The sequence below is a fragment of the Moraxella bovis genome (assembly GCF_025985205.1).
Lineage (GTDB): Bacteria > Pseudomonadota > Gammaproteobacteria > Pseudomonadales > Moraxellaceae > Moraxella > Moraxella bovis.
Genome location: NZ_CP087840.1, coordinates 984474 through 1011448 on the forward strand (window position 1 = coordinate 984474; position 26975 = coordinate 1011448).

Sequence of the window (26975 nt, forward strand, 5' to 3'; positions counted from 1 at the left end):
TGGTGTATTTTGAAGTTAAACAAGTATAATTAAACCAAGCCTGACTTAAAAAAGTTGCAACATCTCTTGGTGTGCTTATTATACCAAAACAAGAATAAATTTCAAAATAACAAAATTTAGACCAAGCGGATAATATTACATGATAAAATAACCAATTTTCAAAAAAACCACATTCATCATGCCTACCGTGCCAACATCTGTATTTCGTCCGATAATTTTTATCAAACCCTTTATCAAGTCCTGCCTTGTCATCGTCCTAGCGGTGTTGTCCCTTGCCATGCCTGTGGCAGGCTTTGCCAATACCGCCTTGACCGACACCGCCCCAAAGAGCGAGATGCCCGTGCCCCAAGACAGCTTTGGGCGAGACACGCCACGAAGCACCATGCAAAACTTTGTCAAAGCCTTGTCGGATAAGGACATGGAGCTGACAGCAAAGTATTTGGATTCTGACTTTTTAAAAAAGCAAAAAACGAATGATGCAGTTATCCACGACCTAAAACTCGCCCTTGATAAAGGCGGACGGCTACTACCTGATTTGTCAATCAGCGACAAAAGCGAAGGCGATTTGGCGGACAGATTGCCAAGCAACCTAGAAAAAGTCGGTACGATTGATATTGATGATGACAAAATAGACCTGCTACTTATCAGAAAAACCGACAAAGACAACGTGGTTTATTGGCAAATTTACAAAGAAACGCTGGATAATCTGCCCAAAGATTTGACTGAAAATCGCACCACGCTTGCCGATGCCTTTGGGCTGGATTTTTTTGGTGACAGACAGCTGTTGGGGCATAAAATCTCGGACGTGGTGTCGCTCATCATCTTGATTGCCATTGGCTTATCGCTTTTGTGGGGTGGTCTGTGGGCAGGGTGGGGCGTGTTTGCCTTTTTATACCCTAAGGTGCGTGGCAAGCCGTTTGGCATACCGTCCAAAGCCTTGTTGCCTTTGGCGGTGGTGATTTTGGCGTCCATGCTCCCTGAGATGATGGTACAAATGGCGGTGCCTGTCACGCTTCGCACGGCAGTGACCCGGGGTGTTGAGGTAGTGGCGTGGCTTGCAACTGCTTGGCTGGTGCTTCGGGTGATTGATGCCGTGTTCGTGCGCGCCGAGAACAACAGTCGTAAGCACAAACGCCTAGAACAAGTCTCCATCCTAAATCTGTTTCGTAAAGTTGCCAAAGCCTTTATGCTCATTTTGGCGGTTATCATCATTTTTGGCAATTTGGGCTTTGATTTGACGACAGGGATTGCCGCTTTGGGGGTGGGAGGTCTTGCCCTTGCGTTCGGGGCTCAAAAAACCATTGAAAATCTCATCGGCTCGGTCATGGTGGTGGCGGACAGACCTGTGCGTGTGGGCGATTATTGCCGATTTGGGACGATGGAAGGGACGGTGATTGACATTGGCATTCGTTCAAGCCGTATCCGCACGTTGTCTCGGACGATTGTAACCGTGCCAAATGGCGAGTTTAGTGCCATGCAGATTGAGAATTATGACGCTCGGGATATGTTTTATTTTTATCATTTTTTGTACCTAAAACGCACGGCAAATCCCGATGAAATTGGCAGGCTTATCAATGACTTGCAGTTATTTTTGGAAAATCATGTTTATGTCAATAATGAGTGGACGCTGGTAAGGTTGAGCGAGCTACGCCAAGATGCCTTTGTCATTGAGATGCGGTGCTATCTTGATGCGTCCGATGTTACGGTGTTTTGGAAAAAACAAAGCGAGCTTTTGATTGATGTGTTAAATGAGGTGGCACGATATGACGTAGAACACGCCTTGCCCAGTCAAGAGATTAAGATTAAAAAAGAGGATGAGTTTGATAAGTTGGCAACATAAAAAGGGGAGTATAGCCCCCCCTTTTTTTTGATTTGGAGGTCCATAATACTAAAAATCAGGGTGTAAAAATCCCAACAAGCCAAATATATATCCTAGTGTCATAGACGTTACGACAAAACCAATAAAAGCACCAATGCTGATTAAGATGGGTTTTAGCCATGTTTTTTGCTCATACTCATCACCTAGCTCATCTTTGACATAGGCAACCTGCTTTTTGCCAAGACCAAAATACCAAGCAAATAAGATGATAAGCCCCGTGGCGTTAGGCAGGCTAATGCCTGTCGTCATTTCAAAAATAACTAAGCCAAACATGATGGCAAGCACAATAAATGCCAAAGTCTTGCTTTGCTGTGCCAATTCATATTCGCCCAATTCCTGCCAGTTTAGAGCGTGCATATAAATGGCAATAGGTACAAAAATTAGGGCAATAAAGGTGGCTTTATTGGGGTTCCATAAATAGGGTGTATAATACTCATCTGCAGCAGAATGATAATTTGGGCTTTGATAAGGGTTGAAGCTTGGTTCGGGCGATGGTTGGTTTTGATGAATGGGCTGTGGCGGGGTAAAAAAGAGGGGTTCTTGGGCTTGTAGTTTGGCATCGTAGTTTGGACGGACGGTGGGGTTTAGCAGCCATTCATTGACTGCCTTGATGACTTTGGGGTCCAAGGTTTGGGCATGGGTATTTAGAGCTTGGCGGATTTGCACATCCGTGGCGTGTGCCGATAATCCTAAAACTTGATAAAGGTTTATCATATATTGTCCTGATGTTTCAAAATACAACCATATCATACCACAATATTACTATAAAATAAAAAGAAAAATTATTTATGAGTGATGATTTCTTATTAACCCATGAAAATTTATTATCAATAGAGCAAAAAACGTTTGGTTTTTAAAAATATTGTTACAATGCACATTTTTATAAAATGTATCAGTAAATCATGAATAAGAATACGCTTGTAGTCGGCTTTATGCTCTTTGCCTTTTTCTTTGGCTCGGGCAATTTGATTTTTCCGCCCAAATTGGGCTTTGAAAGCGGGCAATTTTTTATCTCTGCCATTTTGGGTTTTATTTTGACGGGCGTGGGCTTGCCGTTGGTGGGCTTGATGATTGGCTCAAAATATGATGGCGGTTATCAGTCCGCCCTTGCCAAGATTCATCCTTGGTTTTCGATAGCGTTGCTGTCGGCGATTTATTTGACCATTGCTCCGTTTTTTGTCATTCCACGCACAGGGGCGGTGGCTTATGAGATGGCGGTTGTGCCGTTTTTGGATACGCCAAATTGGGTAAGCTTGCTCATTTTTACCGTGATTTATTATGCCATATCGCTGTGGCTGTCTATCAATCCAAGTAAGCTTGTCGACCGTATCGGCTCGGTGCTAACGCCTGTTTTGCTTGTTACGGTGCTATCTCTGATTGTCATGTCTTTTGCCAAACTGGGCGGTAATCCTGCCAGTGCTGCCACAGACGGCTATCAGGGCGAGGCGTTTTTTGTGGGGTTTTTGGAGGGGTATAACACCATGGACATGATTGCGTCCGTGGCGTTTTCGGTGATTGTAATGAACGCCATCAGCCAAAAAGTGGGTAAGGAGGCAAATCTGTTTGCCGAGACCACCAAGGCAGGACTCATTGCCACGTCTGCATTGGCACTTATTTATCTGTCGCTTGGCTGGATTGGCAACCATTTGTCCCTATCGGCAGATGAGCTAACACAAGTGGCAGACAAAGGGCAAAACATTGGCACGTTTATTTTGAATAAATCGGCGGTGCTTGGCTTTGGCTCGGCAGGCGGGGTGGTGCTTGGGCTGATTGCGTCTTTGGCGTGCCTGACCACCACCGTGGGGCTGACCGTGTCGGCATCTGAATATTTTCATGAGACGTTTCCCAAAATTGGCGGAGTAAATTTATCCTATAAAGCCTACGTCATCATCTTTACGCTCATTGGCTTTGTACTTGCCAATCAGGGTCTTAGTGCGGTGATTAGTAAATCGATTCCTGTCCTGCTTGTGCTATATCCGATTACCATGATGGCGATGATTTTACTTGGGCTAAATATCATAAGACCCTTACCTGTCTTTGCCAAGCGAGTCAGCCTTGGTTTGGTAACGGTTGTGTCGGTGCTATCGGTGGCGGGCGTGAATTTGCCTTTAAAAGAATATTCGATGGAGTGGCTACCTTTTGCCATTATCGGGCTGATTGCAGGACTTATTTTTGATAAGGTGATAAAAAAATAAGTCAAAAAATCCCAAACCTGCCATGTGAACCGTACCCTAAAAGTTAGACGCTCAAACACGTTTCTTCATACTCTTTTAGGATAACAAGTGGTAAAAGTTTGTCGTCTTTTATGGTTGTTGTGGCACAAATATTAAAATAGTCGCTTGGCTGTCTAAATGCAGGTTTGTTAAAAAGCGAGATAATCTGACTTAATGCCATCCATATTAAGACAAATAAGAAAAAGCGGACAATTTTGTATTGAAGTAATTTTTTCATAAAAGTTAAACGTTTAATTTATCTAAACTTGGCAAATAAAATGGCGGGTGTGTGCCAATATTCACAAGAATAATGACATCATCATAATAACAATAATGCAAAATATATTCACTGGTCAAATCGCCATTGGTTTGCTCTATATAATACGGTATGCCCAAATGATAATGCCAAAGACAATATTTTTGGGCGATTTTGGCATATTCTCGTTTTTTTTGGTATGGGGATTTTGTGGTATTGATGATTTATTGCGTCCTTTTAATCCTTGTATGCCGTGCGTATTAATATGGAACATAAAAGCAAAAATTGCTTGCTGAATGGATTTGTCAAAACTGGATAAATTTGCTTCTAGCCAATCAGATAATTGCACTTTCATACCGAAGTCCTTAACGCATCTCTTTCGGCTACCCATTTTTCAAAACTATCAAAATCTGCCAACGCCCATGTTGGCACAGACACACTATTTTTTAACGCTTATTCTTTATTTTCAAGTCCCTTTAATCGCTCTTTCATCACATCAATATCAAACAGCATTGTCGGTTCGCTTGCCAATCTATTTTGAATGGCTTGTACAATATAATCATGCACGCTTACGCCTTGTTCATTGGCGTAGGCTTGAATGCTATGCTGTATTTGTGGGGGTAGGTCTAGGGTAATCATAGGCTGTCCTTTTAAATAAATATGCCAAATTATAACATTTTGTTGGGGCTAATGCACCCTATGCAAATTCCCCCTATCTATATGCCATTTTTGCATTACCCTTTTTGACGACTTTTTCTTACCATATCGCCATTAACAGCCAAACGGAACCAGCCATGTATCAATATTCCTATGCCGACCAAGCCCTTGTCAATGAACGTGTCGCCCAGTACCGCCGTCAAACCGAGCGGTATTTGGCAGGCGAGCTACCTGAAGATGAGTTTTTGCCCATTCGCCTACAAAACGGACTTTATATCCAACGCCACGCCCCCATGCTTCGTATCGCCATTCCCTATGGGCTTTTGGCAAGCTATCAGATGCGAACGCTTGCCTGTATTGCTGACACTTATGATAAGGGCTATGGGCATTTTACCACCCGCACCAACATTCAATTTAACTGGGTCAAATTGCCCGAAGTCCCTGACATCTTACAGCTACTGGCGGACAACCAAATGCACGCCATTCAGACATCGGGCAACTGCATTCGCAACACCACGACCGACCCCTATGCGGGCATTCATGGCGATGAGATTGCCGATCCACGCCCCTACTGCGAGATTATCCGCCAATGGAGTACCTTTCACCCTGAGTTCGCCTATTTGCCACGCAAATTCAAAATTGCCGTCATTGGCACGACCGCCGACCGTGCCGCCACGCAGGTGCATGACATTGGACTTCATGTGGTACAAAAAAATGGCGAGATTGGTTTTGAGGTTATCGTTGGGGGCGGACTTGGGCGGACACCGATGATTGGTAAAGTCATTAATGAATTTTTGCCACGCCGTCATTTATTAAGTTATTTGGACGCTATTTTAAGGGTGTATAATTTAGAAGGACGGCGTGATAATAAATACAAAGCCCGTATTAAAATATTGGTTGAGAGTATGGGCAAAGATGAATTTGCCAAAAAAGTGGATACAGAATGGCAATATTCCAAAGACGGAGATTTGACATTGACCGATGAGCATTTTAAAAAGGCAGAAAGTTATTTTAGCGAGCCTGATTATGAAAATATTAACCCATTAACGGCAAATGAAATTTTACGAAAAAATTTAAATTCCGATAAAGATTTTAAAAATTGGTATGAGCATAATACCGTCATTCACAAAATAAACGGTTATAAAGCGGTTGTTATATCATTAAAAGCAGGCGTGATAAATGACAAATATATTCCTGCTGGCGATTTGACAAGTTTGCAGATGAATAAACTTGCTGATTTGGCGGATAAGTATTCCTTAGGCGAGATTCGTGCCACGCATCAGCAAAATTTGGTATTGGGCGATGTTAAAATCACCGACCTATATGACTTATATCACGCCCTAAAAGAGCTTAATTTGGCACGAGCCAATATTGGCACGCTTACTGATATGATTGTTTGCCCGGGTTTTGATTATTGTTCGCTTGCCAATGCCACCACGCACAATATCGCCCATCATATAGAAAATGCCTTTCATGATTTGGATTATTTATATGATTTGGGGCAAATTCGCCTAAATATGTCAGGCTGTATGAATGCCTGTGCTCATCATCATGTGGGCGATATTGGCATTTTGGGTGTGGACAAAAAAGGCGAGCATTGGTATCAGATTAGCTTGGGTGGAAGTTCTGGGGCGGACGCTCGTCTTGGGCAGATATTGGGGCGAGCGGTATTGGCTGATGATGTGGCGAATACGATTTTGACCATTGCCAATGTCTATAAAAACAATCGCCAAGAGACGGCGGACGATATAGAAACCTTTGCCGATTATGTGCAACGAGCAGGTATTGCCCCATTTAAAGAAGCGGTTTATGGCTAAAAAGGATAAAAAGATGAAATTGATTGTATTAAAAAATGACGTAACAAGCCAAGATTTATCAGATGTAGTTTTATATAACCCCAATATGTCCGATGATGAAAAAATGGCATTATCACAAAGTATTGATTTGACAATAAGCGATACATTGGCAAATACAGAAAATGTTATAAATGCCGTATTGTCAAAGGATTATCAAGACAGCCATTTGGATTATCATTTGTTTTTAACAGCTGATGATAATGACAATGAATTGGCACAAAGTTTGGATATAAAAACCTTAAAAAATATCCTAATTTATGTCAAAGATTTTAAAGACGGGCGAGTATTTAGCCTAATCCGTCAACTCCGAAAAATCAATGACCACGCCATGATAATCGTGGGCGGTGCGTTTGGGCTTGACCAGTCCAGTTATTTTGTCAAATCAGGGGCAAATGGCTTTATTGTGAATGATGATAAAGTTGATACGCTGATATTAACCTTAAATGATTTAAAAACCGCCCAAAGCCGACAATCAGTCAATGCGTTACCGATGTTTCGGTAGATGTTAAATGTAGATGTGTAGGGGAGAATTGCAATTCGCCCAAATAGATTTCGCCATAGGATAAACTATTGATATCCTATGGTTTTTTATTTAAAAATTATTTTAAAAATAAATACAAAAATTTAATATGCCAAAACCGATTAACGATAGTAATTTTTATAAGATTACAAATAAAAAATTTCGTTTTATGATATACCTACCTTAGTTAATCGGAGCCTATCATGTCAAAAAACCCTTGTGAATGAACAAAACCTTGATGACTATAATTCATCACTCACTGGCAAAACACCCCAAGAGATTGTCAAATGGGCGTTATCCATGGCTAAAAATCCCATTATTACCACCAATTTTCGTCCTTATGAAGCATCTATTTTGCATTTGGTATCAAGCATTTGCCCTGATATTACCGTGCTATTTGTGGATAGTGGCTATAATACGGTGCAAACTTATAAACACGCCCAAAAACTTATCAAGGAATTAAATCTAAATGTCGTTACTTATATCCCTGCCCAAACTCGTGCCTTTCGTGATGTGGCATTGGTGGACGCAACCATAAACGGCATTCCTGATGTGGATAGCGAATATCATGGAAAATTTACCGAGCAAGTCAAATTAGAACCCTTTCGCCGTGCATTAGCGGAGTTAAATCCTGATGTATGGTTTAATGCCATTCGTAAAGACCAAACCGAATTTCGTACAGCACTGGACGTATTAAGCCTATCCAAAGACGGTGTATTAAAAGTTGCCCCACTATTTTATAAATCGGCTGATGAATTAAATCAATATCAAGCAGATAATGGACTGCCGACCATTGATGAATATGGCGAAGATCATTATTTTGACCCAACAAAAGCATTGGCACATAGAGAATGCGGATTACATACGCAATTATAAAAAATACCCCACTCTCAACTAACACACCACAACAAGCAGGGTGCTTGAAATAAAAACAACATAGCCCAATCCAATGTTTCACCACAAAACAGTCTAGGAGTAAGCTATGTCGTATGATGATTTTATCATTGTTGTCTATCTTTTGGTAGAGGCTTTGTATCAAAATATTGTAACCAAACCTCTAAGAAGCAAAGGCTTTTTGCCTGCCTTGTCTGACACAGAAATCATCACCATGGAGCTTGTGGGTGAAAGTTTAGGTTTTGACACTGACAAGGAGATTTGGGCTTACTTTAAAAACTGCTATCAACACTATTTCCCCAAATTAGGCTCATACCCAAACTTTGCCAAACACTGTGCCAACTTGGTTTGGGTTAAAGACAAAATGATGAAGGTACTTGGCTCTTTGTGTATTCTTGACAATCAAGACAGCCGTCCCACTAAGCCTTATTTGATTGACAGCTTTCCTTTGCCTGTCTGTGTCTATCAAAGAGCAAAAAGACACAAATCTTTTAAGGGGGTTGGGAGCTTTGGTTATTGTGCCAGTAAGAGCGAACACTACTTTGGGTTTAAAGCCCATTTACTCACAAACCAAGACGGTCAAGTGATTGCTTACACATTAACACCTGCCAATACAGATGACAGACAGGTAGTGTTTGAGTTGACACAGTCCTTGCAAGGAGGGCAAGCCAGTTTGGTCTTTGGGGATAAGGGTTATTTATCCAAAGCATTACAAGAGGAACTTGCTAAGTTGGGGGTTGATCTACAAACACCTCTTAGGGATAATATGAAAGAGGATAGAGGTCAAGGTTTTGTGTCTTATCTTAAACGAACAAGAAAAACCATTGAAACCGTCATCTCTCAATTATCACAAAGATTTAATGTTCAAACCACCAAGGCAAGAGACTTGTGGCATCTGTCCAACCGTTTTATTAGAAAACTCTTAGCTCACAGTCTTTGTGTACAAATCAACAAACAACTTGGCAATCCACCCTTAAGGTTTGAGATGATTTTAAGTTGAGAGTGGGGTAAAAAATGCCATATTTAAAAGGTTTTCCGTTCGCCCTGAGCTATGCCTTCGGGTAGCGGAAAACCGTTGTGGTTCGACAAGCTCACCACGAACGGTTTTCTTTTTAAATAATTAGCTAAATCAGCCAAAAAGCCACTATGAACACCTTGCCTTTATTTTTTAATCTAAATCAAAAAAGCGTACTCATCATTGGGGGCGGAGATGTCGCCCAAAGAAAAGCTACGTTATTAACCAATGCAGGGGCAAGATTGGTTGTGCTTGCCAAACATTTTGATAAAGAATTTAAAGAATTTTTAATTCATCATAATCATATCATCATTCAAAAATCCTATGAAAAACAGGATTTAATTGATATAAAAAATCATCATGATATTGCATTGGTGATTTGTGCGACTGATGATAATGACTTAAATAAAAATGTTTATGAAAACGCCAAAGACATTGGGCTGTTTATTAATGTCGTGGATACGCCAGAATTATGCGATTTTATCTTTCCTGCGATTGTGGATAGAGATCCGATTACCATTGGCATTTCATCAAATGGCAAAGCCCCTGTATTAGCTCGCCTTATCCGTGCCAAAATAGAAAGCAGTTTACCAAGTAATATCGGCGACATTGCCAAAAAAGCAGGCGAATTTAGGAATACAGTAAAATCATCATTAAGCACAATTAATCAAAGACGGCATTTTTGGGAAAAGATTTTTACGAATGCTTTAAATGACAAACCCATAAAAAATTTGTCCGATGAATTAAATGATTTTATCAAAAATGACAATAAAACCACAGGCGAAGTGTATATCGTGGGAGCAGGGGCAGGCGACCCTGATTTATTGACCTTTAAGGCGTTGCGACTCATGCAACAGGCGGACGTGGTGCTGTATGATGCCCTTGTTTCGCCTGCCATTGTGGAGTTGTGTCGGCGTGATAGCGACAAGATTTTTGTTGGCAAAAAACGCAGTCATCACATCAAAACCCAAGATGAGATTAACGAGCTTATCGTGCAGTACGCAAAGCAGGGTAAGCGTGTGCTACGCCTAAAAGGGGGCGACCCGTTCGTGTTTGGGCGTGGGGGTGAGGAGATGCTGGCATGCCATACTGCTGGCGTGCCGTATCAGGTTGTGGCAGGGATTACAGCAAGCCTTGCAGGGGCGAGTGGGGCGGGCATACCGCTTACGCATAGGGGGCTTGCGACCAGTGTGCGGTTTTTGACGGCGTGCTATCAGGACAGCGAGTTTGATGGTCTAAAAAGCGTGTATCATCAGGACGAGACACTGGTGTTTTATATGGGTTTGCATGCCCTTGATAAAGTCGTGGCAAACCTTGCCAAAAGCGGACTTAGCACGGATATGCCCATTGCGATTATCTCAAATGCCAGTTTGCCAAATCAAAAAGTGCTGACAGGCGTTCTTTCAAATATCGTTCAAAAACAAGCGGTTGCCAATCTGCCCGCCCCTGCGATTATCGTGGTGGGGAATGTGGTGGGGGTTTATGAGCATGGGGATAGATTGTAGTCATAAATTTTAATTCTGTAAAATAGCACCACGCTAATTCATCTAATCATTCCATTTCATTTTATTTTTCCCGTAAAACAAAACCGCCCAAAATCAGTTGAGCGGTTTTTTGAGCAATCAATCTTGGGCGTTTCGGAGTTTGGGATCAGCAAAGACCACCACTTCTTCTTCAAACTCAGGTTTGACACGTACCACAAAATCTTCACGAGATAGTCCCATACGTAAAGGAATGGAGCTGGCAACATAGATAGATGAATACGTTCCTGCAATGGTGCCGATAAACTGAGCCAAAGCAAACCAAAACAACCCTTCGCCACCCAAAAACAGCAAGGCAAGCACGACTACAAAGACTGTACCAGAAGTCATGCAAGTACGGCGTAAGGTCTCGGTTAAAGATAAGTCAATGACTTGACGGGGTAGTAGTCCACGCACACGGCGAAAATTCTCACGGATACGGTCATAGACCACGATGGTATCATTTACCGAATAACCAATCAATGCCAATACAGAGGCAAGCACGGTCAAGTCAAACGGCCAACCAAAGATGGCAAACAGTCCACACACCACAACCACGTCATGAAACAGAGCGAGCGTTGCCCCCACTGCCAATTTAAACTGAAAGCGCATGGAGATGTAAACCATCATTAGGATAAGTGCCAGTCCTAACGCCATGAGCGACTGTGTATAGACCTCTTTGCCTACTTGACTGCCGATGATGTTGACGTTGTCCACTTTGGCAGGGTTGGCAGGCAGGTTTAGAGCGTCACTAAGGGCGTTGCTTAGACCTTCGGGGTCTTTATTCTCTTGGGGTGGCAGGCGAATGAGTAGCTCTTGACGGGTGCCGAGATATTGTACGACCGCATCATTAAAGCCTTTGTCAGCTAGGGCAGAAGCAACCTGTGCTTGCTCGACAGGCTGACTGTATGCCACATCGGCAGAGATACCGCCTGTGAAGTCTAGTCCTAGATTTAGCCCTTTGGTGGTGATGGCAACCAGACTGGCAATTACCAAGATGGCAGAGAGTACCACCATGGGGATTTCTAATTTCATAAACGGGATAATGCGTTTATTGCCCAGCAGTTTGACCCCGCCTTCTTTTTCGGCAAACTCATCGGTTTGGGCGATGATGGCTTGATTGTCAAGACTGGCATTAGCAGAGGCATTACTGCCCTTACCATCACGGCGTGGGGCACGACGACGGCGAGTCTCACTGGCGGTGTTAAGATTGTCGTTATTGTCTGTCATCTTTTACTCCTAGCCGATACTGATTTTGGTGAGATTTTTGCGATTGCCATACCATAACTGCATCAGGGCACGAGTGACGATGATGGCGGTAAATAGCGAGGTAATGATACCAATCGCAAGCGTGATGGCAAAGCCCTTGACAGGACCTGTACCGATGGCAAACAAGATAAAGGCAACAAGCAACGTTGTGATGTTACCATCAAAGATGGAGCTAAATGCACGGTCAAAGCCTGCAACAATGGCGGATTTGGGTCTGGCTCCATTGGCAAGTTCTTCACGAATCCGCTCAAAAATCAGCACGTTGGCATCGACCGCCATACCCATGGTTAGCACGACCCCAGCGATACCAGGCAGGGTCAGTGATGAGCCGATGATGGACATTACCGCCACTAGCATGATGATATTAAAGGCAAGGGCAATGTTGGCAATCACGCCACAAGCACGATAGAACACAATCATCCATAAGAACACAAGCAGATAGCCGATTTTAGATGCATTAAGACCTTTATCAATGTTATCTTGACCCAGTGATGGACCAATGGTACGCTCTTCAACAAAGTACATCGGTGCCGCTAACGCCCCAGAGCGAAGCAGTAGGGCAAGCTCGCCAGCTTCGGCAGGGCTATCTAGTCCTGTGATGACAAAGGATGAGCCTAATACTGCCTGAATGGTGGCTTGGTTGATGACCCGAGTCTCACTATATGGCTGACGCACTTCTTTGGTCTCGCCTGTGGTGGGGTCAGTCTCATAGCCGACACGTTGTTTATTTTCAATAAATAGCACCGCCATCTGTTTGCCCACACTGGTGCGAGTGGCGTTTTGCATGAGGCGACCACCTGCTGTGTCTAGGGTGATGGATACCTGTGGGCGACCATTTTCATCAACACCAGCTTGGGCGTTTTGGACTTTGTCGCCTGTCACGATGGCTTGGCGGTCAAGTAAGACGGGTGGACCATCAAGCGTGCCAAAAGGGAAGGCTTCGGTACCAGCAGGGGCGATACCACCTGTGAAGTTATGAGCGTTTTCACTGACCATGCGAAACTCTAAGTTTGCCGTACGACCCAGTACACGCTTGGCTTCGGCGGTGTCCTGCACACCAGGTAGTTCCACAACGATACGGTTGGTGCCTTGCGACTGCACCAGTGCTTCTGCCACACCAAGCTCATTGATACGGTTACGCAGGGTGGTCAAGTTCTGACCGACAGCGTACTCGTTGATTTGGTTTAGGGCTTGTTCGGTATAAGTGAGTTCTAGCACCGCCCCGTCATTACTGGCAAGGGGTCTTAGCGTGAAGTCCATCATGCTCCCTTGCAGGGCGCTTTGGGCTTGGTTGCGTTGATTGTCGCTGTTAAAGGTCAGTACCATGCCATCTTTGGTGGTTCTTAGGCTTTTGACAGCGATTTTGGCGGTGCGTAGATTGCGACGCACATCTTGGGTGGCAACCGTTAGGCGTTGCTCTAACGCTTTATCCATGTCCACTTCTAGGACGAACCGCACGCCCCCACGTAAGTCCAGACCCAGCTTCATCGGCTTTGCTCCGATATTTTTTAGCCATTGGGGCGTGGTCTGGGCAAGGTTTAGTGCCACAACGTAGTTTTCACCTAGGTTTTGGCGGAGGGTCTCTTGGGCTTTGAGCTGGTCTTCGGCGGTATTTAGGCGAATCAAGGCACTGTTATTGGCAAAGCTACCATCATGATGTGCCAAACCTGCCTTATCAAGCAGAGCCTGTGACTGTACCAACACGTCGGATGTCAGTTCAGTACCAGCACTGGCACCTGTGATTTGTACCGCAGGTTCGTCAGGGTAGAGATTGGGTAGGGCGTACAAGCCAGCAACGACCAGCACCACAGCGATGAGTATGTATTTCCAAGCAGGGTAATGCATAAGGACTTCTTTACAAAGGTTGATGATGTGGGTTTAATTTATTTTAAAAAATAATTATCATTAAACCCTTTAATAATTGACAATAATTTAAGTGTTAAATCATTGTTTGGTCTTGTTAAAATAGGGCTTATCCTTTTGCCCGATGCATTTATTTAAAATGCGTCTTTAACAGTACCGAATTTAGATATTTTCAATCGTGCCTTTGGGCAATACGCTAATCACGGACGCACGTTGGATTTTGACATCGGTGTTGTTGTTTAGGGCGATGACCGCATAGTCGCCATCAACTTTTTTGACACGACCGACCAGACCGCCAGCAAATACCACCTCATTATCCACCGCCAACGCATTGACCATAGCACGGTGTTCTTTGGCACGCTTGGACTGGGGGCGAATGATGAGAAAATAAAAAATGGCAAAAATGGCAACCATCGGTAATAATTGCAAAAAGGCATTGGGCTGAGCAGGGGCAGTGGTTGCCAAAATAGAAAGTAGCATGAGTGTTCCTAAATTTCCAAAACGAAAAATAACGCATATCATACCATAAAACAAACACAATTTATAAAATTTTACATAAGTCTTTGAAAAATTTTATAAATTTCCCCAAAAATATCGTCCTACTCCCAATCCCAACCACGTTCATCATCACAAAATTGTCCACTTTATCCTAAAATACTTGCAGTTGCCATCATTTTGGCTTAATATTAGCGGTTAATTTAAGCCACTCATTCTTTATATGCCCCGACCGCGATTTTTCCTTATTGTTATCTTTTTATTAGCCATCACACCCATCACTGTCCTTGCTGCCACAGGCGAGAGTGTGGGACAGGCGGGTAGCACCAATGTTATTTTGCTTATCTTTTATGTGGCGTTGTCGCTGATTGTTTCCTTTATTTGTTCTATTTCAGAAGCAACTCTTCTGACAATGACCTCAAGCTATATCGACACGCTAAGAGATGACAGCCCTAAAACTGCCGACTTGCTCAACGAAGTCAAAGTTAAAAACATCGAAAAATCCATCTCATCAATTCTCACGCTCAACACCATCGCCAATACCTTAGGCTCGCTTGGGGCAGGTTCGCAGGCGACCATCGTGTTTGGTAGTGCGTGGTTTGGGGTGTTTAGTGGCGTGATGACATTGGCGGTACTTATGGGTAGCGAGATTATCCCAAAGACGCTGGGGGCGACTTATTGGCGACGTTTTGCTGTGCCAGTGGCGTACTATGTCAAAGGTATTAGTATTTTGCTGTTTCCCATCGTGTGGGTTGCCGAAAAAGTCTCTCGCCTACTCACTCGGGGCAACAACGAGAGCGGGTTTAACCGTCATGAATTCATCGCCCTTGCCAATCAAGGTGAGGTATCAGGACAGATGAGCGAGCTTGAGACACGCATCATCAAAAACTCGTTGGCTCTGAGCATGATTCATGTCGAGAGTATTGTTACGCCACGCTCGGTGATGATCGCCTTTGATGAGAATATGACGGTAGGCGATGTATTTGCTGTTCATGCCAAATTGCCATTTTCACGTTTTCCCATTTTTGATGAAGACCTAGATAATGCCACAGGTTTTGTGCTAAAAAGTGACCTGCTCATTGCCAAAGCCAACCAAGAGATTCACACACCCATCAAAGCCTTTAAACGAGACATTACCTTTGTCTTTGCCAAGATGAAGCTGTTTGATGTGCTTGATTTGATGTTAAAAGAGCGACTGCACATCGCCCTTGTCGTGGGTGAGTTTGGCGAAGTCAAAGGTATTGTGAGCTTAGAAGATGTCCTTGAAACCTTGCTTGGGCTTGAAATTGTTGATGAGATTGACCGTGTTGATGACATGCAAGCCCTTGCCCGTCAGCTCATGGACAGACGCATGAGCAGGCTAGGCACGACCGTTGCTGATGATAAAAATGTGGATAATGTGTCAAATGGATGATAATTTGCAAATCAAAGACTAGGCGTGGCTGATGGCTGACGCCTTTTTCTTTTTTTGGATTAATTAACATAAAGATATATAAATTCTTCATCACTGCCTGTCAATTCAATAATTACACCATAATAGTTAAAATAAACAGAATAAACATGCCATCCTTTTTCTATGATTTCTTCCTTGGCGACTTTTGCGTGATAATCTTGAACCAACTTGTCAATGATGATCTCTGACATTTGTGGGTTATCAGTTGCCATGTTTAGGACATTAATGAGTTCATCTTTCTCATCTTTGGATAGGGTGGTAGATGTTGATTGGATAGATGAAAACCTTGGATTGAAGTTATAATCGATTTTGGCAAAAACATCATCTTTCATAACAAAAGCGTAAGGGTGTATAACTCTACAACGAAACACCTCATCATCCATAAAACATTCACGCTTACCACTGTCTTTAATGTCCATAAAGCCATATTTTTCCAGTCTCTCTAAGGCGACTTTTTGGAGCCGATAAATAAGCGATGTGTGTTTCTAACTTTTTCTGTTTCTGATACGGGCGGGGCAATGGTTAGTGCAAATGCAGGCAGAGAGCTAAGCAAAACAGCAGATAATACACAGCGGATGAGATTTTTCATAAAAGCTCCTTGGGGTGATGATGTGCATATATTACTCTAATTTTAAGTTAAAATGGTGGTTTATTGGTTATTGGATGGCTTGATTGTGGGGGCAAATTACAATCGTCCTTGGTGAATCAATGGCTTGTATAGGGCGTGCCTGCCTTTGGTATTTGCAATGAAAAACAAGATTTAGCCATTTTTCATGCAAAAATTAATTTAAAATGTTAGGTTTTTAACTTATTGTATAAAAATGTTATCAATGGTAGGCACGCCCTAAAAGAGTAGAGTAATTTTTATTCTTTTAAATGTTATAAATTAAAAGCATAATCTTTGAGTTGTTTTTTGACATTGATAATTTATTTAACATAATCTAAAAGCAAATATTCCGCCACAGCAATGACTAATAAATGCACAGGATAAAACCAATAAAACAGATAGCGACCGCCAAAGTCAGAGCCTTTTTGTCCATTAAAACCATGGATGATAAGGGCGGTCAATATCATGCCAAAGTGCATATAGCCAAGCCCTACGGTGGTGTTAAAGCCATAGATGAGCACATAGATGATAGGCAAGGATAAGAGATAAGCGATGATAAGGTAGTTGGGTTTATTTTTATAAAAATAATCAAACAATAACGTCATATAAATCATGGCAAAACCATAATCACACAGACTGATGATGGGATAGAGCAGGACGATAAGGATTGCCTTTTCCCAAAGGTGAAAAGATTTATGGTGACGAATCATCAAAGCAATGAGCGATAATAAGAGCGAGAACAGCACGTTACCGCCTATAAAAGGGGTCAGTACCGCCCAATCATCAAAAGAAACCCCTTGCCAAAGCAGGGCAGTATGAGCAATGCCAATATTAAAAAACCAAAAGGGCAGTTGTGAGATAAGGGCAAACAGCCCCAACCGTTTGGCATAGCCCTTGATGTCATGCGTATGATAAAAGCCGACCACGAGCAAATAACACATGAGTGGAGCCACCGCCCGCCCCACAAAGTGTAACATCTCTGATGAATGCACATCATAATCCAAAAACCGCCATGCCACATGGTCGGCGGTCATGAGTAGCATGGCAAGCCATTTGACATGAAAAGCGGTCAATGGTTGATGGGTTTGACGGCTTATATTGGTCATCTTGGGCTTGTTGATGAGTTATTGTGCCAATGGTGGTATGGTGTCGGGGGTGTGCTGTTGGTGGCGTTTGTCTCGTTGGTCGGGCAGGGCTTGACGCTCATCATCAAAGGCGGTCAAAGGCAAAAACGCCACGTTTTGGGCAGGCAGTTTTTGGCTGTGGGTCAGTCGCCATGAACCAGCTTCTATCTTGGCAGTACTGTGGTCATCATTGCTGATGTCAAGATAGTATTTGGCAGGCAGGGGGTCAAGGGTGAACTTGCCGGTATATAGATTGTCGCTTTGGTAGGTCAGCACAAAATCACGGTCTTTGGCTTTGTCGGTGGCGTGTGAAACTTTGACATTGAGCGTGGCAGGATAGCTCATGGCTTGGGCGGATTTTAGTTCAAATCGCACGGCATAATCATCAGGCGTGCCGTCCAATCGCATGATTCCTGATAAGCCCAAATCATGGGCGAGCTTATCTTTGGAGGCATCTTGATAGAGGCTTTTGCCGTCCATGTACCAATCATCACGCACGGGCGAGTCTTTGATTTTAAAGGCGTGCACGATAAAGAAAACACAAGAAATTACCACAATGAGTGGCAGTCCGATGACAAACACGATGACCATGTAGTTTTTATACCAAACATTGGCATTGATGTTGGCAGTGGTTTGGGGGGTATTGGGGGTTGGGGTGGTCGCTGACATGATGACATGGGGATAAAATTTGGCTTATTGTAGCATTTTTTGTCTAAAAAAGCCAAAATTTCCATCCAAAAACAGCATTTTGTTTCTAACATATTTCTATAATGCAAATTGTACCACAAGCGTTCAATGCCTCCCAATAATTTAAAAAATATCAGTAAAGCATTGGCATAATCGGGGTAGAATCTGTTAAAATAGCGTGCTGATAATTGCTCGTTGCTTTTATATTGTTTGTCATTTTTCTTATCCATCAAATTGTGGGGAATAACCATCATGATGACCATCGCTGGAAAGCCGTTTTTAACCCAGTTTCAGACAGACGCTCTCATTAAAGAGCTAAATACCAAAGCCAATTTACCCATCCGTGCCATCAAGTCACAGCAGATTTATGTTTTTCCTAGCTATCTGACGGCTGATGCACGCCAAAAAGCGTTGAGTCTCTTAAATGACGGCTTGGAGTTTGATGAGGATAAGGCAAGCGAGGGCGAACGTCAAGTGGTGGTGTCGCCACGTTTTGGCACGATTAGTCCGTGGGCGTCCAAAGCGACCGATATTTTTAGAAACTGTGGGGTGGACATTGAGCGTGTCGAGCGTGTGGTATTGTTCACACTAACAGGCGAGGGCGAGCTACCACGCAAACTGCCACAGGTCGCCCAAAATATCCTGCACGACCGCATGACCCAAAGTCTAAGCCATGAGTTATCAGCGGTCAAGGCTCTGTTTGGCGATGACAAACCTGCCAGCCTCACACACATTGACATCATGGGGCAGGGGCGTTCGGCATTGGTGCAGGCAAATCGTGAGTTTGGTTTTGCCCTGTCGGATGAAGACATGGATTATTTGGTCAAGCATTTTAACATCTTAGCTCGTAACCCCACTGATGTGGAGCTCATGATGTTCGCCCAAGCCAACAGCGAGCATTGCCGTCATAAGATTTTTAACTCTGAATGGACGATTGACGGCAAAAAACAAGACAAATCATTATTTAAAATGATTAAAAATACCCATGAAACCTCGCCTGAGGATATTTTGTCGGCATATAAAGACAATGCGGCGGTTATGGAAGGCTTTACTGCCAAGCGTTTTTATGTCAATAAAAATAGTGATGGCGTGCATGAGTATGACTTTCATGAAGAGCCTATTGATATCTTGATGAAAGTAGAAACGCACAATCACCCAACAGCCATCGCTCCCTATGCAGGGGCGGCGACAGGCTCGGGCGGTGAGATACGAGACGAAGGAGCGACAGGGCGTGGCGGTAAGCCAAAAGCAGGTTTGGTGGGATTTAGCGTGTCGCATTTGCACTTGCCAGAAATGCCCGAAAAATGGGAGGTTCAGACCAAAGCATACGGCAAGCCAGAACGTATGGCATCTGCCCTAGAAATCATGACTCACGCTCCACTAGGCAGTGCGGCGTTTAGTAACGAATTTGGTCGCCCTAATTTGACGGGATATTTTAGAAGTTTTCAGCTTGATACCAGTGTCATGCATGACGGCAGTCAAATGCGTGGTTATCATAAGCCGATCATGATTGCCGGCGGTTATGGTAATATCAAGCGTGATTTGGTGGAAAAAAATGCCATCAAGCAAGGTGATTTGCTCATCGTGCTTGGGGGTCCTGCCATGCAAATCGGTCTAGGTGGTGGGGCGGCAAGCTCAGTGAACAGTGGTAGCCTAGATGAGGGGCTAGACTTTGCCAGTGTACAGCGTGATAATGCCGAGATGGAACGCCGTTGCCAAGAGGTAATTGATACTTGCTGGGCGATGGAGGCGGAGCATAACCCCATTGTCTCCATTCATGATGTGGGGGCAGGCGGGTTGTCTAACGCCATGCCAGAGCTGGTGGATGACCATGAGCTTGGGGCGGTGTTAGAGCTTAGAAAAGTGCCATCGTTAGAGCGTGGCATGTCGCCTATGGCAATTTGGTCAAATGAAGCCCAAGAACGTTATGTGCTAGCCATTGACCCTAAGGACGAGGAGTTATTTACTCAAATTTGTGAGCGTGAGCGCTGTCCTTTTGCCATACTGGGCGTGGCAACCGATGTACGTCAGCTTAAAGTCAATGACGAGCTACTACCAGAGCAACCCGTGGACATGCCCATGCAAGTGCTACTGGGTGGTACGCCCAAGATGAAGCGTTCGGTAGGTCGCCAAAATGTTCAGCTAACAACCCTAAATGTCGATGAGCCAGACATTGCCAGTGCTGTTCGAGATGTGCTAAGACATCCGACCGTGGCAAGCAAATCATTTTTGATTAGTATTGGCGACCGTTCTATCACGGGCATGGTGGTGCGTGAGCAGTATGTGGGGCGTTATCAAGTGCCTGTGGCGGACTGTGCGGTGACGATGACAGGACTGCTTGCCGATACGGGCGAAGCGATGGCGATGGGCGAGCGTACGCCTGTGGCGCTCATCAGTCCCAAAGCGTCAGCACGCCTAGCAGTGGGCGAAACGGTTACCAACTTAGCCAGTGCCAATATCGCCAAGATATCCGACATTACCTTATCTGCCAACTGGATGGCGGCGTGCGGTGATGATGGCGAAGATGTGGCGTTATATGATGCGGTGCATGCCGTAGGTGAGGAGCTATGCCCTGCCTTAGGTATTGCCATTCCTGTGGGCAAAGACAGCTTGTCCATGCGTGCTAGCTGGCAAGATGATGGCGTGGACAAGGCGGTGGTATCGCCCATGAGTCTTATCATCACAGGCTTTGCTCCTGTTCAAGACATCAACAAAACTTTAACACCTGAGCTTATCAATGCGGACAGTCGTCTGTATCGTATTGACTTATCAAAAGGTAAATTCCGTCTAGGTGGCTCTATCCTTGCCCAAACATTGGGTCAGCTTGGCGATGACTGTCCTGATGTGGACAGTGCCGATGATTTGCGACGTTTTTTTGAGTTTATCCAAAGTGCCAATAAGCAAGGCTTTATCAGTGCCTATCATGACATTTCTGATGGTGGACTGATTGCCACCGTGGCGGAGATGCAGTTCACTGCCCGTGTCGCCATTAACCTATCTCTTGATGATGATAACGTCTTAGGACAGCTGTTTGCCGAAGAGTTGGGGGCGGTGGTGCAGGTGCTACCTGAATACGCTTTTGATTTTGAAGAGTTGGCACACAGTATGGGCGTGTCAGAGCTGATGAGTGAAATCGGACAAGTTTTTGAAACCCCTGCTGGCGGTGCCGATCAAGACATTCTAAGCATACAGACAGCCACTGTGGACTTAGAATTCATGCGTAGCGATTTACAAAATGAGTGGACAAAAGTCAGCCACGCCATCGCTAGCTTGCGTGATAATCCTGTCTGTGCCGACCAAGAGTTTGCACTCATCAACGACATCGACCATCACGGACTGATTGCACAGGCAAATTACGACCTAAATCAAGCCGTAGAAGCTCCGTATGTCAATGCTCGCACCAGCCAACCTAAAGTTGCTATCTTGCGTGAACAGGGCGTGAATGGTCATTTGGAGATGGCGGCAGGCTTTAAACTGGCAGGCTTTGACGCACTTGATGTGCACATGAGCGACCTCATGAGTGGACGTGTCAATCTGCGTGATGTTGATGGGCTAGTAGCCTGTGGCGGATTTAGTTATGGCGACGTGTTAGGGGCAGGCTCGGGTTGGGCAAATAGCGTGTTACACCACGAAGAGTTGTCTATGATGTTCGCCAGATTTTTCCATCGTCCCGAGACCTTTGCTCTGGGCGTGTGTAACGGCTGTCAGATGATGAGCCAGCTCAAAGGCTTGATGGTCGGAGCGGAGTATTTCCCACGATTTAGCACCAACGTATCAGCACGTTTTGAGGCTCGTACGGTCAATGTGCGTGTGGAACGCACCAAATCAGTGCTGTTAAAGGGTATGCAAGACAGTATTTTGCCGATTGCAGTGGCACATGGCGAAGGCTTTGCCAACCTTGATGACAAGGCGATTTTTGAGTTAGAAAATAGCGGTCAGATTGCCCTACGCTATGTGGACAGTCAGGGGCGACCCACTGAGCATTATCCTCTAAACCCCAACGGCTCACCCCAAGGCATTACAGGCATTTGTAGTAATGATGGGCGAGTAACACTCATGATGCCACATCCAGAGCGGACACTACGTGCGGTCAATCACTCATGGAAACCGAACGAGTGGGACAAAGACGGGGCATGGATGCGACTGTTCCGTAATGCCCGTGCGTTTTTACGATAACAACCCAAGCCAAAAAAACATCGTCATGTTGGCGGTGTTTTTTTTGTGAAAATGCCAAATTTATCCAATGACTGACGTGGTTATTTTTTATTTAAATAATTTTACAAAATATGCTATAATTGTAGGGTTAATCTGTCAGGATTAGCGGATACTTTATTATAATCTACTTTCATAAAATCACATGGGGTGATTTATGCCAGCCGAATGGTCAGCCATTGTCTATTTACTTGCCAGTCTAGGGCTTGTCGTCTTTATGCTTGTCGTGCCGCGCTTGCTTGGCGGTCGCTCATCAGGTTCTCAAAAACAAGAAAATTTTGAAGCAGGGGTGGTCTCAGCAGGGTCAGCCCGTATTCGTTTGTCTGCCAAATTTTATTTAGTGGCGATTTTCTTTGTGATTTTTGACTTAGAAGCCTTGTATTTGTACGCCTATTCGGTCAGCGTGCGTGAAGTGGGCTGGGTGGGGTTTGCCACTGCCTTTGTCTTTATCGCCATTTTGTTTGTTGGGCTTGTCTATGAGATGAAACTTGGGGCGATGAACTGGGCTCCTGCCGATAAACGTGTCAAGAAAAAGCGTATTTATAAGCGTCCTGCCGACTTTGATTTGGCGAGCATTACCGCCTTTAATGGCATTGATGAGTTGCATTCAGACCCCACAGGCAAGGTGCCTGCCCAATCATCAGGACGGATTTTTGCAGGACGAAAAGACTTGCAAGCGGTGCTTGAAAAAGACAAAGCTGACATGGCAAATATTGACCACATCAATGACACAGGGCGAGTTACCACGCAGAAGTTTGATTGATGTATCATCCATAAACTATGATAAAACTGATTGGTATTTTATTGGTGGTTTTTGGCATTGTTTTGGTTGTCATAATGTCCATTTTGGCACAACAATCCAACAATGTTCATTGGTCTAAAAAATTATTGTATCGCAGTCCAATTTTGCTTGTGGTTTTTGGTATGGCAACTTGTACGGTTGGGCATCAACAATTAAAAGATGAACAAATGGACAACCTTAAAATCAGTGTGGTATGTGGACAAGTATTGCATTATCGCAATTATAATCCCAAAAATGTAACTCCAACAAGAGTTGGTGGTGGGGGCGAGGGGACAAATATTGCGCTTGATATTGCAGGTGAGAAAAAGATATATGATTTCCCCAAAGGCATTCCACAAATTCAAGTAGGTGAGCGAGCGTGTTTTAAAATTCAAGACGGCTCAAAAACCAAAGGGGCTTACCAAAACAAAATCATTGCTTTGGTAGAAAATCAATGACCGAAAATAAATATGAGAAGTTTGATTAACCATTAAACTTCCTTCTTTTAAGGAAATTTAAAATGACAACCCATTCCTATTTTGGCGAATTAAATCTTGGCGATTGGTTTATTTGGAGAAGCAATATCAGCATTCCCCAAATACAAGAAAATCCAATTGTGCTTTTACTGGAGGTAAATAGTGGAAAGATTGAGCCTACAACGGATTTTTTAGACAAATCCGCCAAGCATTTTCAAAATATTGAAAGCCTTCATCAAAAAGCCGTCATTGAACTTATCAATTATTTAAATGATGATGATTATTTTATTGATGAACATATTGAACAATGCGATTTACCAGCATTAACAGCATTGATTGAAAGCGATGATTTAACCAATGAAAATTTTGTTAAATTATTAAAATTGCAATCTGTTAGCGGTTGGTATGGCGAAAATTGTCAAATTGTAATGGATTATATGATTGACCCAGAACAATCCGACCGAATTTTAGCGGTTAAATTTGATTTGGACGGTAATTTTAATAAAGTAAGCTGGGAAAGTTAATTTTTTTAAATTTAAATTTATCAAATCAATTCAAGCCCAATCCGCCAGTTTAATAACCAGCAATTTAAAAGATGATTATGAAATACACTCTAACCCGCCCCAATGAAAACGTCAACCAATATCCCTACACCACTCGTCAAGTGGTGGACGACATTACCACTGACGAAGTTGAAAAAAACATCTTTTTGGGCAACCTTGAAAACCTTGCTCACGCCGCTGCCAACTGGGGACGCAAGCATTCCTTATGGCCGTTTAACTTTGGTACAAGCTGTTGTTATGTGGAATACGCCACGACTTTGACAGGCGTACACGATTTGTCTCGCTTTGGGGCGGAAGTGATTCGGGCGTCGCCACGCCAAGCCGATGTGATGATTGTGGCGGGGACTTGTTTTGTCAAAATGGCACCTGTGATTATGCGTCTGTATGAGCAAATGCTTGAACCCAAATGGGTCATCTCAATGGGGGCGTGTGCCAACTCGGGCGGTATGTACGACATTTATTCGGTGGTGCAGGGCGTGGACAAGATTATCCCTGTGGATGTCTATATCCCTGGCTGTCCGCCCCGCCCAGAAGCCTTGATTCAGGCGATTATGCTCCTGCAAGAGTCTATCCAAAAAGAACGCCGTCCGCTTGGCATTCATCTTGACCAAAACATTTATCAGCCGATTATGACCCCAGAACGGGATAGAAAAAATGCGGAAAGGATTGCGGTTAAGAATTTAAGAAGTCCTGATAATGTGGAGTGAATTTTGTTTTGTGAGTAAAATTCATTAACTAGGAATTGACAAGGGGTCATGTAATGCAACATAAGAAGTTTGATAGAGAAATTTTAAAACAGATTAAATCTCTTTATGTGTATGATAATTGGCACGCCCCGATTGCATTGGGTGTGGATTTTGCTTTGATTGTATTTGCTATTGCATTAAGTGAATACTCTTATTGGTTTTTACCTTTAACTTTGCTAATTATTGGTAGTCGCCAAAGGGCTTTGGCTACAATATTACACGAAGCATCTCACTCTGCATTAACGAAAAATAAAAAGTTTGGAAAAATACTTGGGACTTATTTTTCAGGTTATCTAATTTTTCAAAGCTGGGATAGTTATGCGCAATCGCACGTCAAAAATCATCACCCAAAAATAGGTACGGATTTAGACCCTGATTATGAATACTATAAGTCATCAGGTGTTTTTGATACTTATAATAAAAGAGAATTTTTTTGGAGATTTTTTATTGCTCCAATTTTATGTTTAAAATTATTTTCAAATATAAAATATTTATTTGTAAATCGTCTGATGTCTAGTGCAAATAAAAAAGAACTGTTAAAAATTTTATTGGTTCATATTTTATTTTTTGCAATAGGAACTTATTTTGTTGGATATAAATTTTATTTATTTATATTGGCTTTTGCCTTACTTTACTGTATTTCAAATGATAACTTGGTTTATTGAATTGGCTGAACATTATCCTATGATTGCTTATGCTAAAAGTAATATAGAAATTTCAAGAAATCGTTTTAGTCATTTTATGGAGCATTTTTTTACTGGAATGCACGGAGAAAATTACCACCTGATTCATCATTTATTTCCTGCTATTCCATTTTGGAAATTAAAAAAAGCTCATCATATTTTAATGCAAGATGATGAGTATCGTTCCATAAATGAAAGATTTGGCGGAATTTTTATTTCTAGCAATAAAAACCCTTCTATGTGGCAACAGTTATGGAGAAGGGAGTATGTCTAAGGCAATGTTGGGAGTTTTGTTGGCATTATCGGCTGCTGCTCTTAATGCGTCCATTGGGGTATTTAGTAAGGTTTTGCTACAAAATGGGTTAAGTCCACAAGATATTGCTTTTTTTAAGACGGTTTGTGCTTTTGTGATATTGAGTTTGGTTTTGGCTAATAAACCATTATCAGTACAAAAAAAGAAATTGTTAATAGTGAAATAACATCAGATTTAAATTGGTTAAATCTACTGACTAAAATAGCTATCTGTGCATTTTTGGGTATTTTTGTGTTATTTTTCTTTGAAACAACCGCTTATCAATATGGTTTTGCATCAAATGTTGTGGTTGTTTTAATGGCTTCCGCCTCTGTTTCGGCATTGCTATTTGGGAAGATTTTATTAAACGAGAAATTAACAATTTCCGCTATTTTAGGGACATTATTGGCGATTATTGGAATATTTTCAATGTCGTGGTCTGGTGGTAGTAATTTAAATATGCTATTAAATGCAATTATCGCAGGTAGTGGCTATGGTGTTTTTTCGGTTTTGGTAAAAAAATTCTCTTTAAATGGTGGAGTTTATTTAACGAGATTATTTATGATGTTTGGTAGTATGTATTTATTTTTTCCTTATTTGAATAACATACACCACATTGATTGGAATGCTTTGATTGTAATGAATGTATTGGCATTAGCAGTATTGCCCACCATACTGGGATTTTATTGCACAACTAAGGCTTTAAATTATTTGACAGCAGCAAAAGTGCAGGTTACAGAATTATCCGAACCTATTTTTGCAGTTGTTATGGCTTGGGTGTTTTTAAGTGAATTGCCAACCTATCAATTTTTTGTTGGAGCGATTTTTATTATAATGGGCATTGTTCTAATCAACCAAATGCACCAAAGTTTATTGGCAAAAATAACTAAATAGATTCGCTTTAAACCGCAAGC

At 42.9% G+C, this 26975-nt stretch carries 26 protein-coding genes and 1 pseudogene; 16 read left to right on the forward strand and 11 right to left on the reverse strand.

Annotated elements, in window-relative coordinates:
* Positions 1-178 precede the first annotated feature (178 nt).
* Complete coding sequence (locus tag LP107_RS04870; RefSeq protein WP_112742442.1) at positions 179-1840, forward strand: mechanosensitive ion channel family protein; 1662 nt, start codon at positions 179-181, stop codon at positions 1838-1840.
* 48 nt (positions 1841-1888) lie between these two features.
* Here the strand turns inward: LP107_RS04870 and LP107_RS04875 are convergent, their stop codons facing one another.
* Complete coding sequence (locus LP107_RS04875) at positions 1889-2593, reverse strand: hypothetical protein (protein ID WP_264675905.1); 705 nt, start codon at positions 2591-2593, stop codon at positions 1889-1891.
* A 188-nt stretch (positions 2594-2781) separates the two neighbouring features.
* Here LP107_RS04875 and brnQ point away from each other — a divergent pair, with 188 nt between their 5' ends.
* Positions 2782-4074 carry a branched-chain amino acid transport system II carrier protein gene (gene brnQ / locus LP107_RS04880; RefSeq protein WP_112742441.1) on the forward strand — a complete coding sequence of 431 codons (1293 nt, stop codon included), beginning with the start codon at positions 2782-2784 and terminating at the stop codon, positions 4072-4074.
* Between the two features lie 43 nt (positions 4075-4117).
* Here brnQ and LP107_RS04885 read toward each other — a convergent pair whose 3' ends face one another.
* The 3 genes from LP107_RS04885 to LP107_RS04895 all read right to left on the reverse strand — a co-directional run bounded on the left by LP107_RS04885 (position 4118) and on the right by LP107_RS04895 (position 4987).
* The gene (locus LP107_RS04885; protein WP_112742440.1) at positions 4118-4330 is read right to left on the reverse strand and encodes a hypothetical protein; all 213 of its coding nucleotides are present in this window, start codon (positions 4328-4330) and stop codon (positions 4118-4120) included.
* Positions 4331-4466: 136 nt separating this feature from the next.
* A complete protein-coding gene (locus tag LP107_RS04890) occupies positions 4467-4703 on the reverse strand; it encodes a hypothetical protein (RefSeq protein WP_112742439.1) in 237 nt (78 codons plus the stop codon).
* Positions 4704-4801: 98 nt separating this feature from the next.
* Entirely contained in the window at positions 4802-4987 is a 186-nt protein-coding gene (locus LP107_RS04895; RefSeq protein ID WP_112742438.1) for a hypothetical protein, read from the reverse strand.
* 155 nt (positions 4988-5142) lie between these two features.
* Here LP107_RS04895 and LP107_RS04900 point away from each other — a divergent pair, with 155 nt between their 5' ends.
* The 5 genes from LP107_RS04900 to cysG all read left to right on the forward strand — a co-directional run bounded on the left by LP107_RS04900 (position 5143) and on the right by cysG (position 10795).
* Positions 5143-6822: a nitrite/sulfite reductase gene (locus tag LP107_RS04900; protein WP_112742437.1), complete on the forward strand. Its 1680-nt coding sequence runs from the start codon at positions 5143-5145 to the stop codon at positions 6820-6822.
* A 13-nt stretch (positions 6823-6835) separates the two neighbouring features.
* A complete protein-coding gene (locus LP107_RS04905; protein ID WP_162860410.1) occupies positions 6836-7363 on the forward strand; it encodes a DUF934 domain-containing protein in 528 nt (175 codons plus the stop codon).
* A 237-nt stretch (positions 7364-7600) separates the two neighbouring features.
* Positions 7601-8257 carry a phosphoadenosine phosphosulfate reductase domain-containing protein gene (locus LP107_RS04910; RefSeq protein WP_228157696.1) on the forward strand — a complete coding sequence of 219 codons (657 nt, stop codon included), beginning with the start codon at positions 7601-7603 and terminating at the stop codon, positions 8255-8257.
* Between the two features lie 106 nt (positions 8258-8363).
* Positions 8364-9275, forward strand: coding sequence for an IS982 family transposase (locus LP107_RS04915; RefSeq protein ID WP_078275357.1), 912 nt, complete (start codon positions 8364-8366; stop codon positions 9273-9275).
* Positions 9276-9421: 146 nt separating this feature from the next.
* Positions 9422-10795 (forward strand): siroheme synthase CysG, encoded by a 1374-nt coding sequence (gene cysG, locus LP107_RS04920; RefSeq protein ID WP_112742435.1) that lies wholly within the window; start codon positions 9422-9424, stop codon positions 10793-10795.
* A 117-nt stretch (positions 10796-10912) separates the two neighbouring features.
* Here cysG and secF read toward each other — a convergent pair whose 3' ends face one another.
* The 3 genes from secF to yajC all read right to left on the reverse strand — a co-directional run bounded on the left by secF (position 10913) and on the right by yajC (position 14422).
* Complete coding sequence (gene secF / locus LP107_RS04925; protein WP_112742434.1) at positions 10913-12040, reverse strand: protein translocase subunit SecF; 1128 nt, start codon at positions 12038-12040, stop codon at positions 10913-10915.
* 9 nt (positions 12041-12049) lie between these two features.
* Positions 12050-13924, reverse strand: a complete 1875-nt coding sequence (gene secD / locus LP107_RS04930) for a protein translocase subunit SecD (protein ID WP_112742433.1) — start codon at positions 13922-13924, stop codon at positions 12050-12052.
* A gap of 180 nt (positions 13925-14104) precedes the next feature.
* The gene (yajC, locus tag LP107_RS04935) at positions 14105-14422 is read right to left on the reverse strand and encodes a preprotein translocase subunit YajC (protein ID WP_029102065.1); all 318 of its coding nucleotides are present in this window, start codon (positions 14420-14422) and stop codon (positions 14105-14107) included.
* A gap of 238 nt (positions 14423-14660) precedes the next feature.
* Between yajC and LP107_RS04940 the strand changes: the two genes are divergently transcribed.
* Positions 14661-15851: a CNNM domain-containing protein gene (locus tag LP107_RS04940; RefSeq protein WP_264675904.1), complete on the forward strand. Its 1191-nt coding sequence runs from the start codon at positions 14661-14663 to the stop codon at positions 15849-15851.
* A 59-nt stretch (positions 15852-15910) separates the two neighbouring features.
* Here LP107_RS04940 and LP107_RS04945 read toward each other — a convergent pair whose 3' ends face one another.
* The 4 genes from LP107_RS04945 to LP107_RS04960 form a co-directional block, all read right to left on the reverse strand.
* Positions 15911-16309: a hypothetical protein gene (locus tag LP107_RS04945; RefSeq protein WP_264675903.1), complete on the reverse strand. Its 399-nt coding sequence runs from the start codon at positions 16307-16309 to the stop codon at positions 15911-15913.
* Between the two features lie 23 nt (positions 16310-16332).
* The gene (locus LP107_RS04950; protein ID WP_264675902.1) at positions 16333-16479 is read right to left on the reverse strand and encodes a hypothetical protein; all 147 of its coding nucleotides are present in this window, start codon (positions 16477-16479) and stop codon (positions 16333-16335) included.
* A gap of 338 nt (positions 16480-16817) precedes the next feature.
* The gene (locus tag LP107_RS04955) at positions 16818-17603 is read right to left on the reverse strand and encodes a TraX family protein (RefSeq protein ID WP_078273097.1); all 786 of its coding nucleotides are present in this window, start codon (positions 17601-17603) and stop codon (positions 16818-16820) included.
* An 18-nt stretch (positions 17604-17621) separates the two neighbouring features.
* Positions 17622-18290: a FixH family protein gene (locus LP107_RS04960; protein ID WP_078273096.1), complete on the reverse strand. Its 669-nt coding sequence runs from the start codon at positions 18288-18290 to the stop codon at positions 17622-17624.
* A 267-nt stretch (positions 18291-18557) separates the two neighbouring features.
* Between LP107_RS04960 and purL the strand changes: the two genes are divergently transcribed.
* The 8 genes and pseudogenes from purL to LP107_RS05000 all read left to right on the forward strand — a co-directional run bounded on the left by purL (position 18558) and on the right by LP107_RS05000 (position 26955).
* Positions 18558-22484, forward strand: a complete 3927-nt coding sequence (gene purL / locus LP107_RS04965; protein ID WP_078273159.1) for a phosphoribosylformylglycinamidine synthase — start codon at positions 18558-18560, stop codon at positions 22482-22484.
* Positions 22485-22677: 193 nt separating this feature from the next.
* Positions 22678-23283, forward strand: coding sequence for an NADH-quinone oxidoreductase subunit A (ndhC, locus tag LP107_RS04970; protein WP_112742430.1), 606 nt, complete (start codon positions 22678-22680; stop codon positions 23281-23283).
* A 74-nt stretch (positions 23284-23357) separates the two neighbouring features.
* Positions 23358-23759 (forward strand): hypothetical protein, encoded by a 402-nt coding sequence (locus LP107_RS04975; RefSeq protein ID WP_264675901.1) that lies wholly within the window; start codon positions 23358-23360, stop codon positions 23757-23759.
* Positions 23760-23821: 62 nt separating this feature from the next.
* Positions 23822-24301 (forward strand): DUF2004 domain-containing protein, encoded by a 480-nt coding sequence (locus tag LP107_RS04980; protein ID WP_112742428.1) that lies wholly within the window; start codon positions 23822-23824, stop codon positions 24299-24301.
* A gap of 77 nt (positions 24302-24378) precedes the next feature.
* Complete coding sequence (locus tag LP107_RS04985; RefSeq protein WP_112742427.1) at positions 24379-25047, forward strand: NADH-quinone oxidoreductase subunit B; 669 nt, start codon at positions 24379-24381, stop codon at positions 25045-25047.
* 53 nt (positions 25048-25100) lie between these two features.
* The gene (locus LP107_RS04990; protein WP_264675900.1) at positions 25101-25751 is read left to right on the forward strand and encodes a fatty acid desaturase; all 651 of its coding nucleotides are present in this window, start codon (positions 25101-25103) and stop codon (positions 25749-25751) included.
* Positions 25732-26043 (forward strand): fatty acid desaturase, encoded by a 312-nt coding sequence (locus LP107_RS04995; protein WP_264675899.1) that lies wholly within the window; start codon positions 25732-25734, stop codon positions 26041-26043. Before LP107_RS04990 ends, LP107_RS04995 begins: the two co-directional genes overlap by 20 nt.
* Positions 26036-26955 (forward strand): annotated as a pseudogene (locus LP107_RS05000) (DMT family transporter). The gene LP107_RS04995 and the pseudogene LP107_RS05000 overlap by 8 nt, the downstream one beginning before the upstream one ends.
* Positions 26956-26975 lie beyond the last annotated feature (20 nt).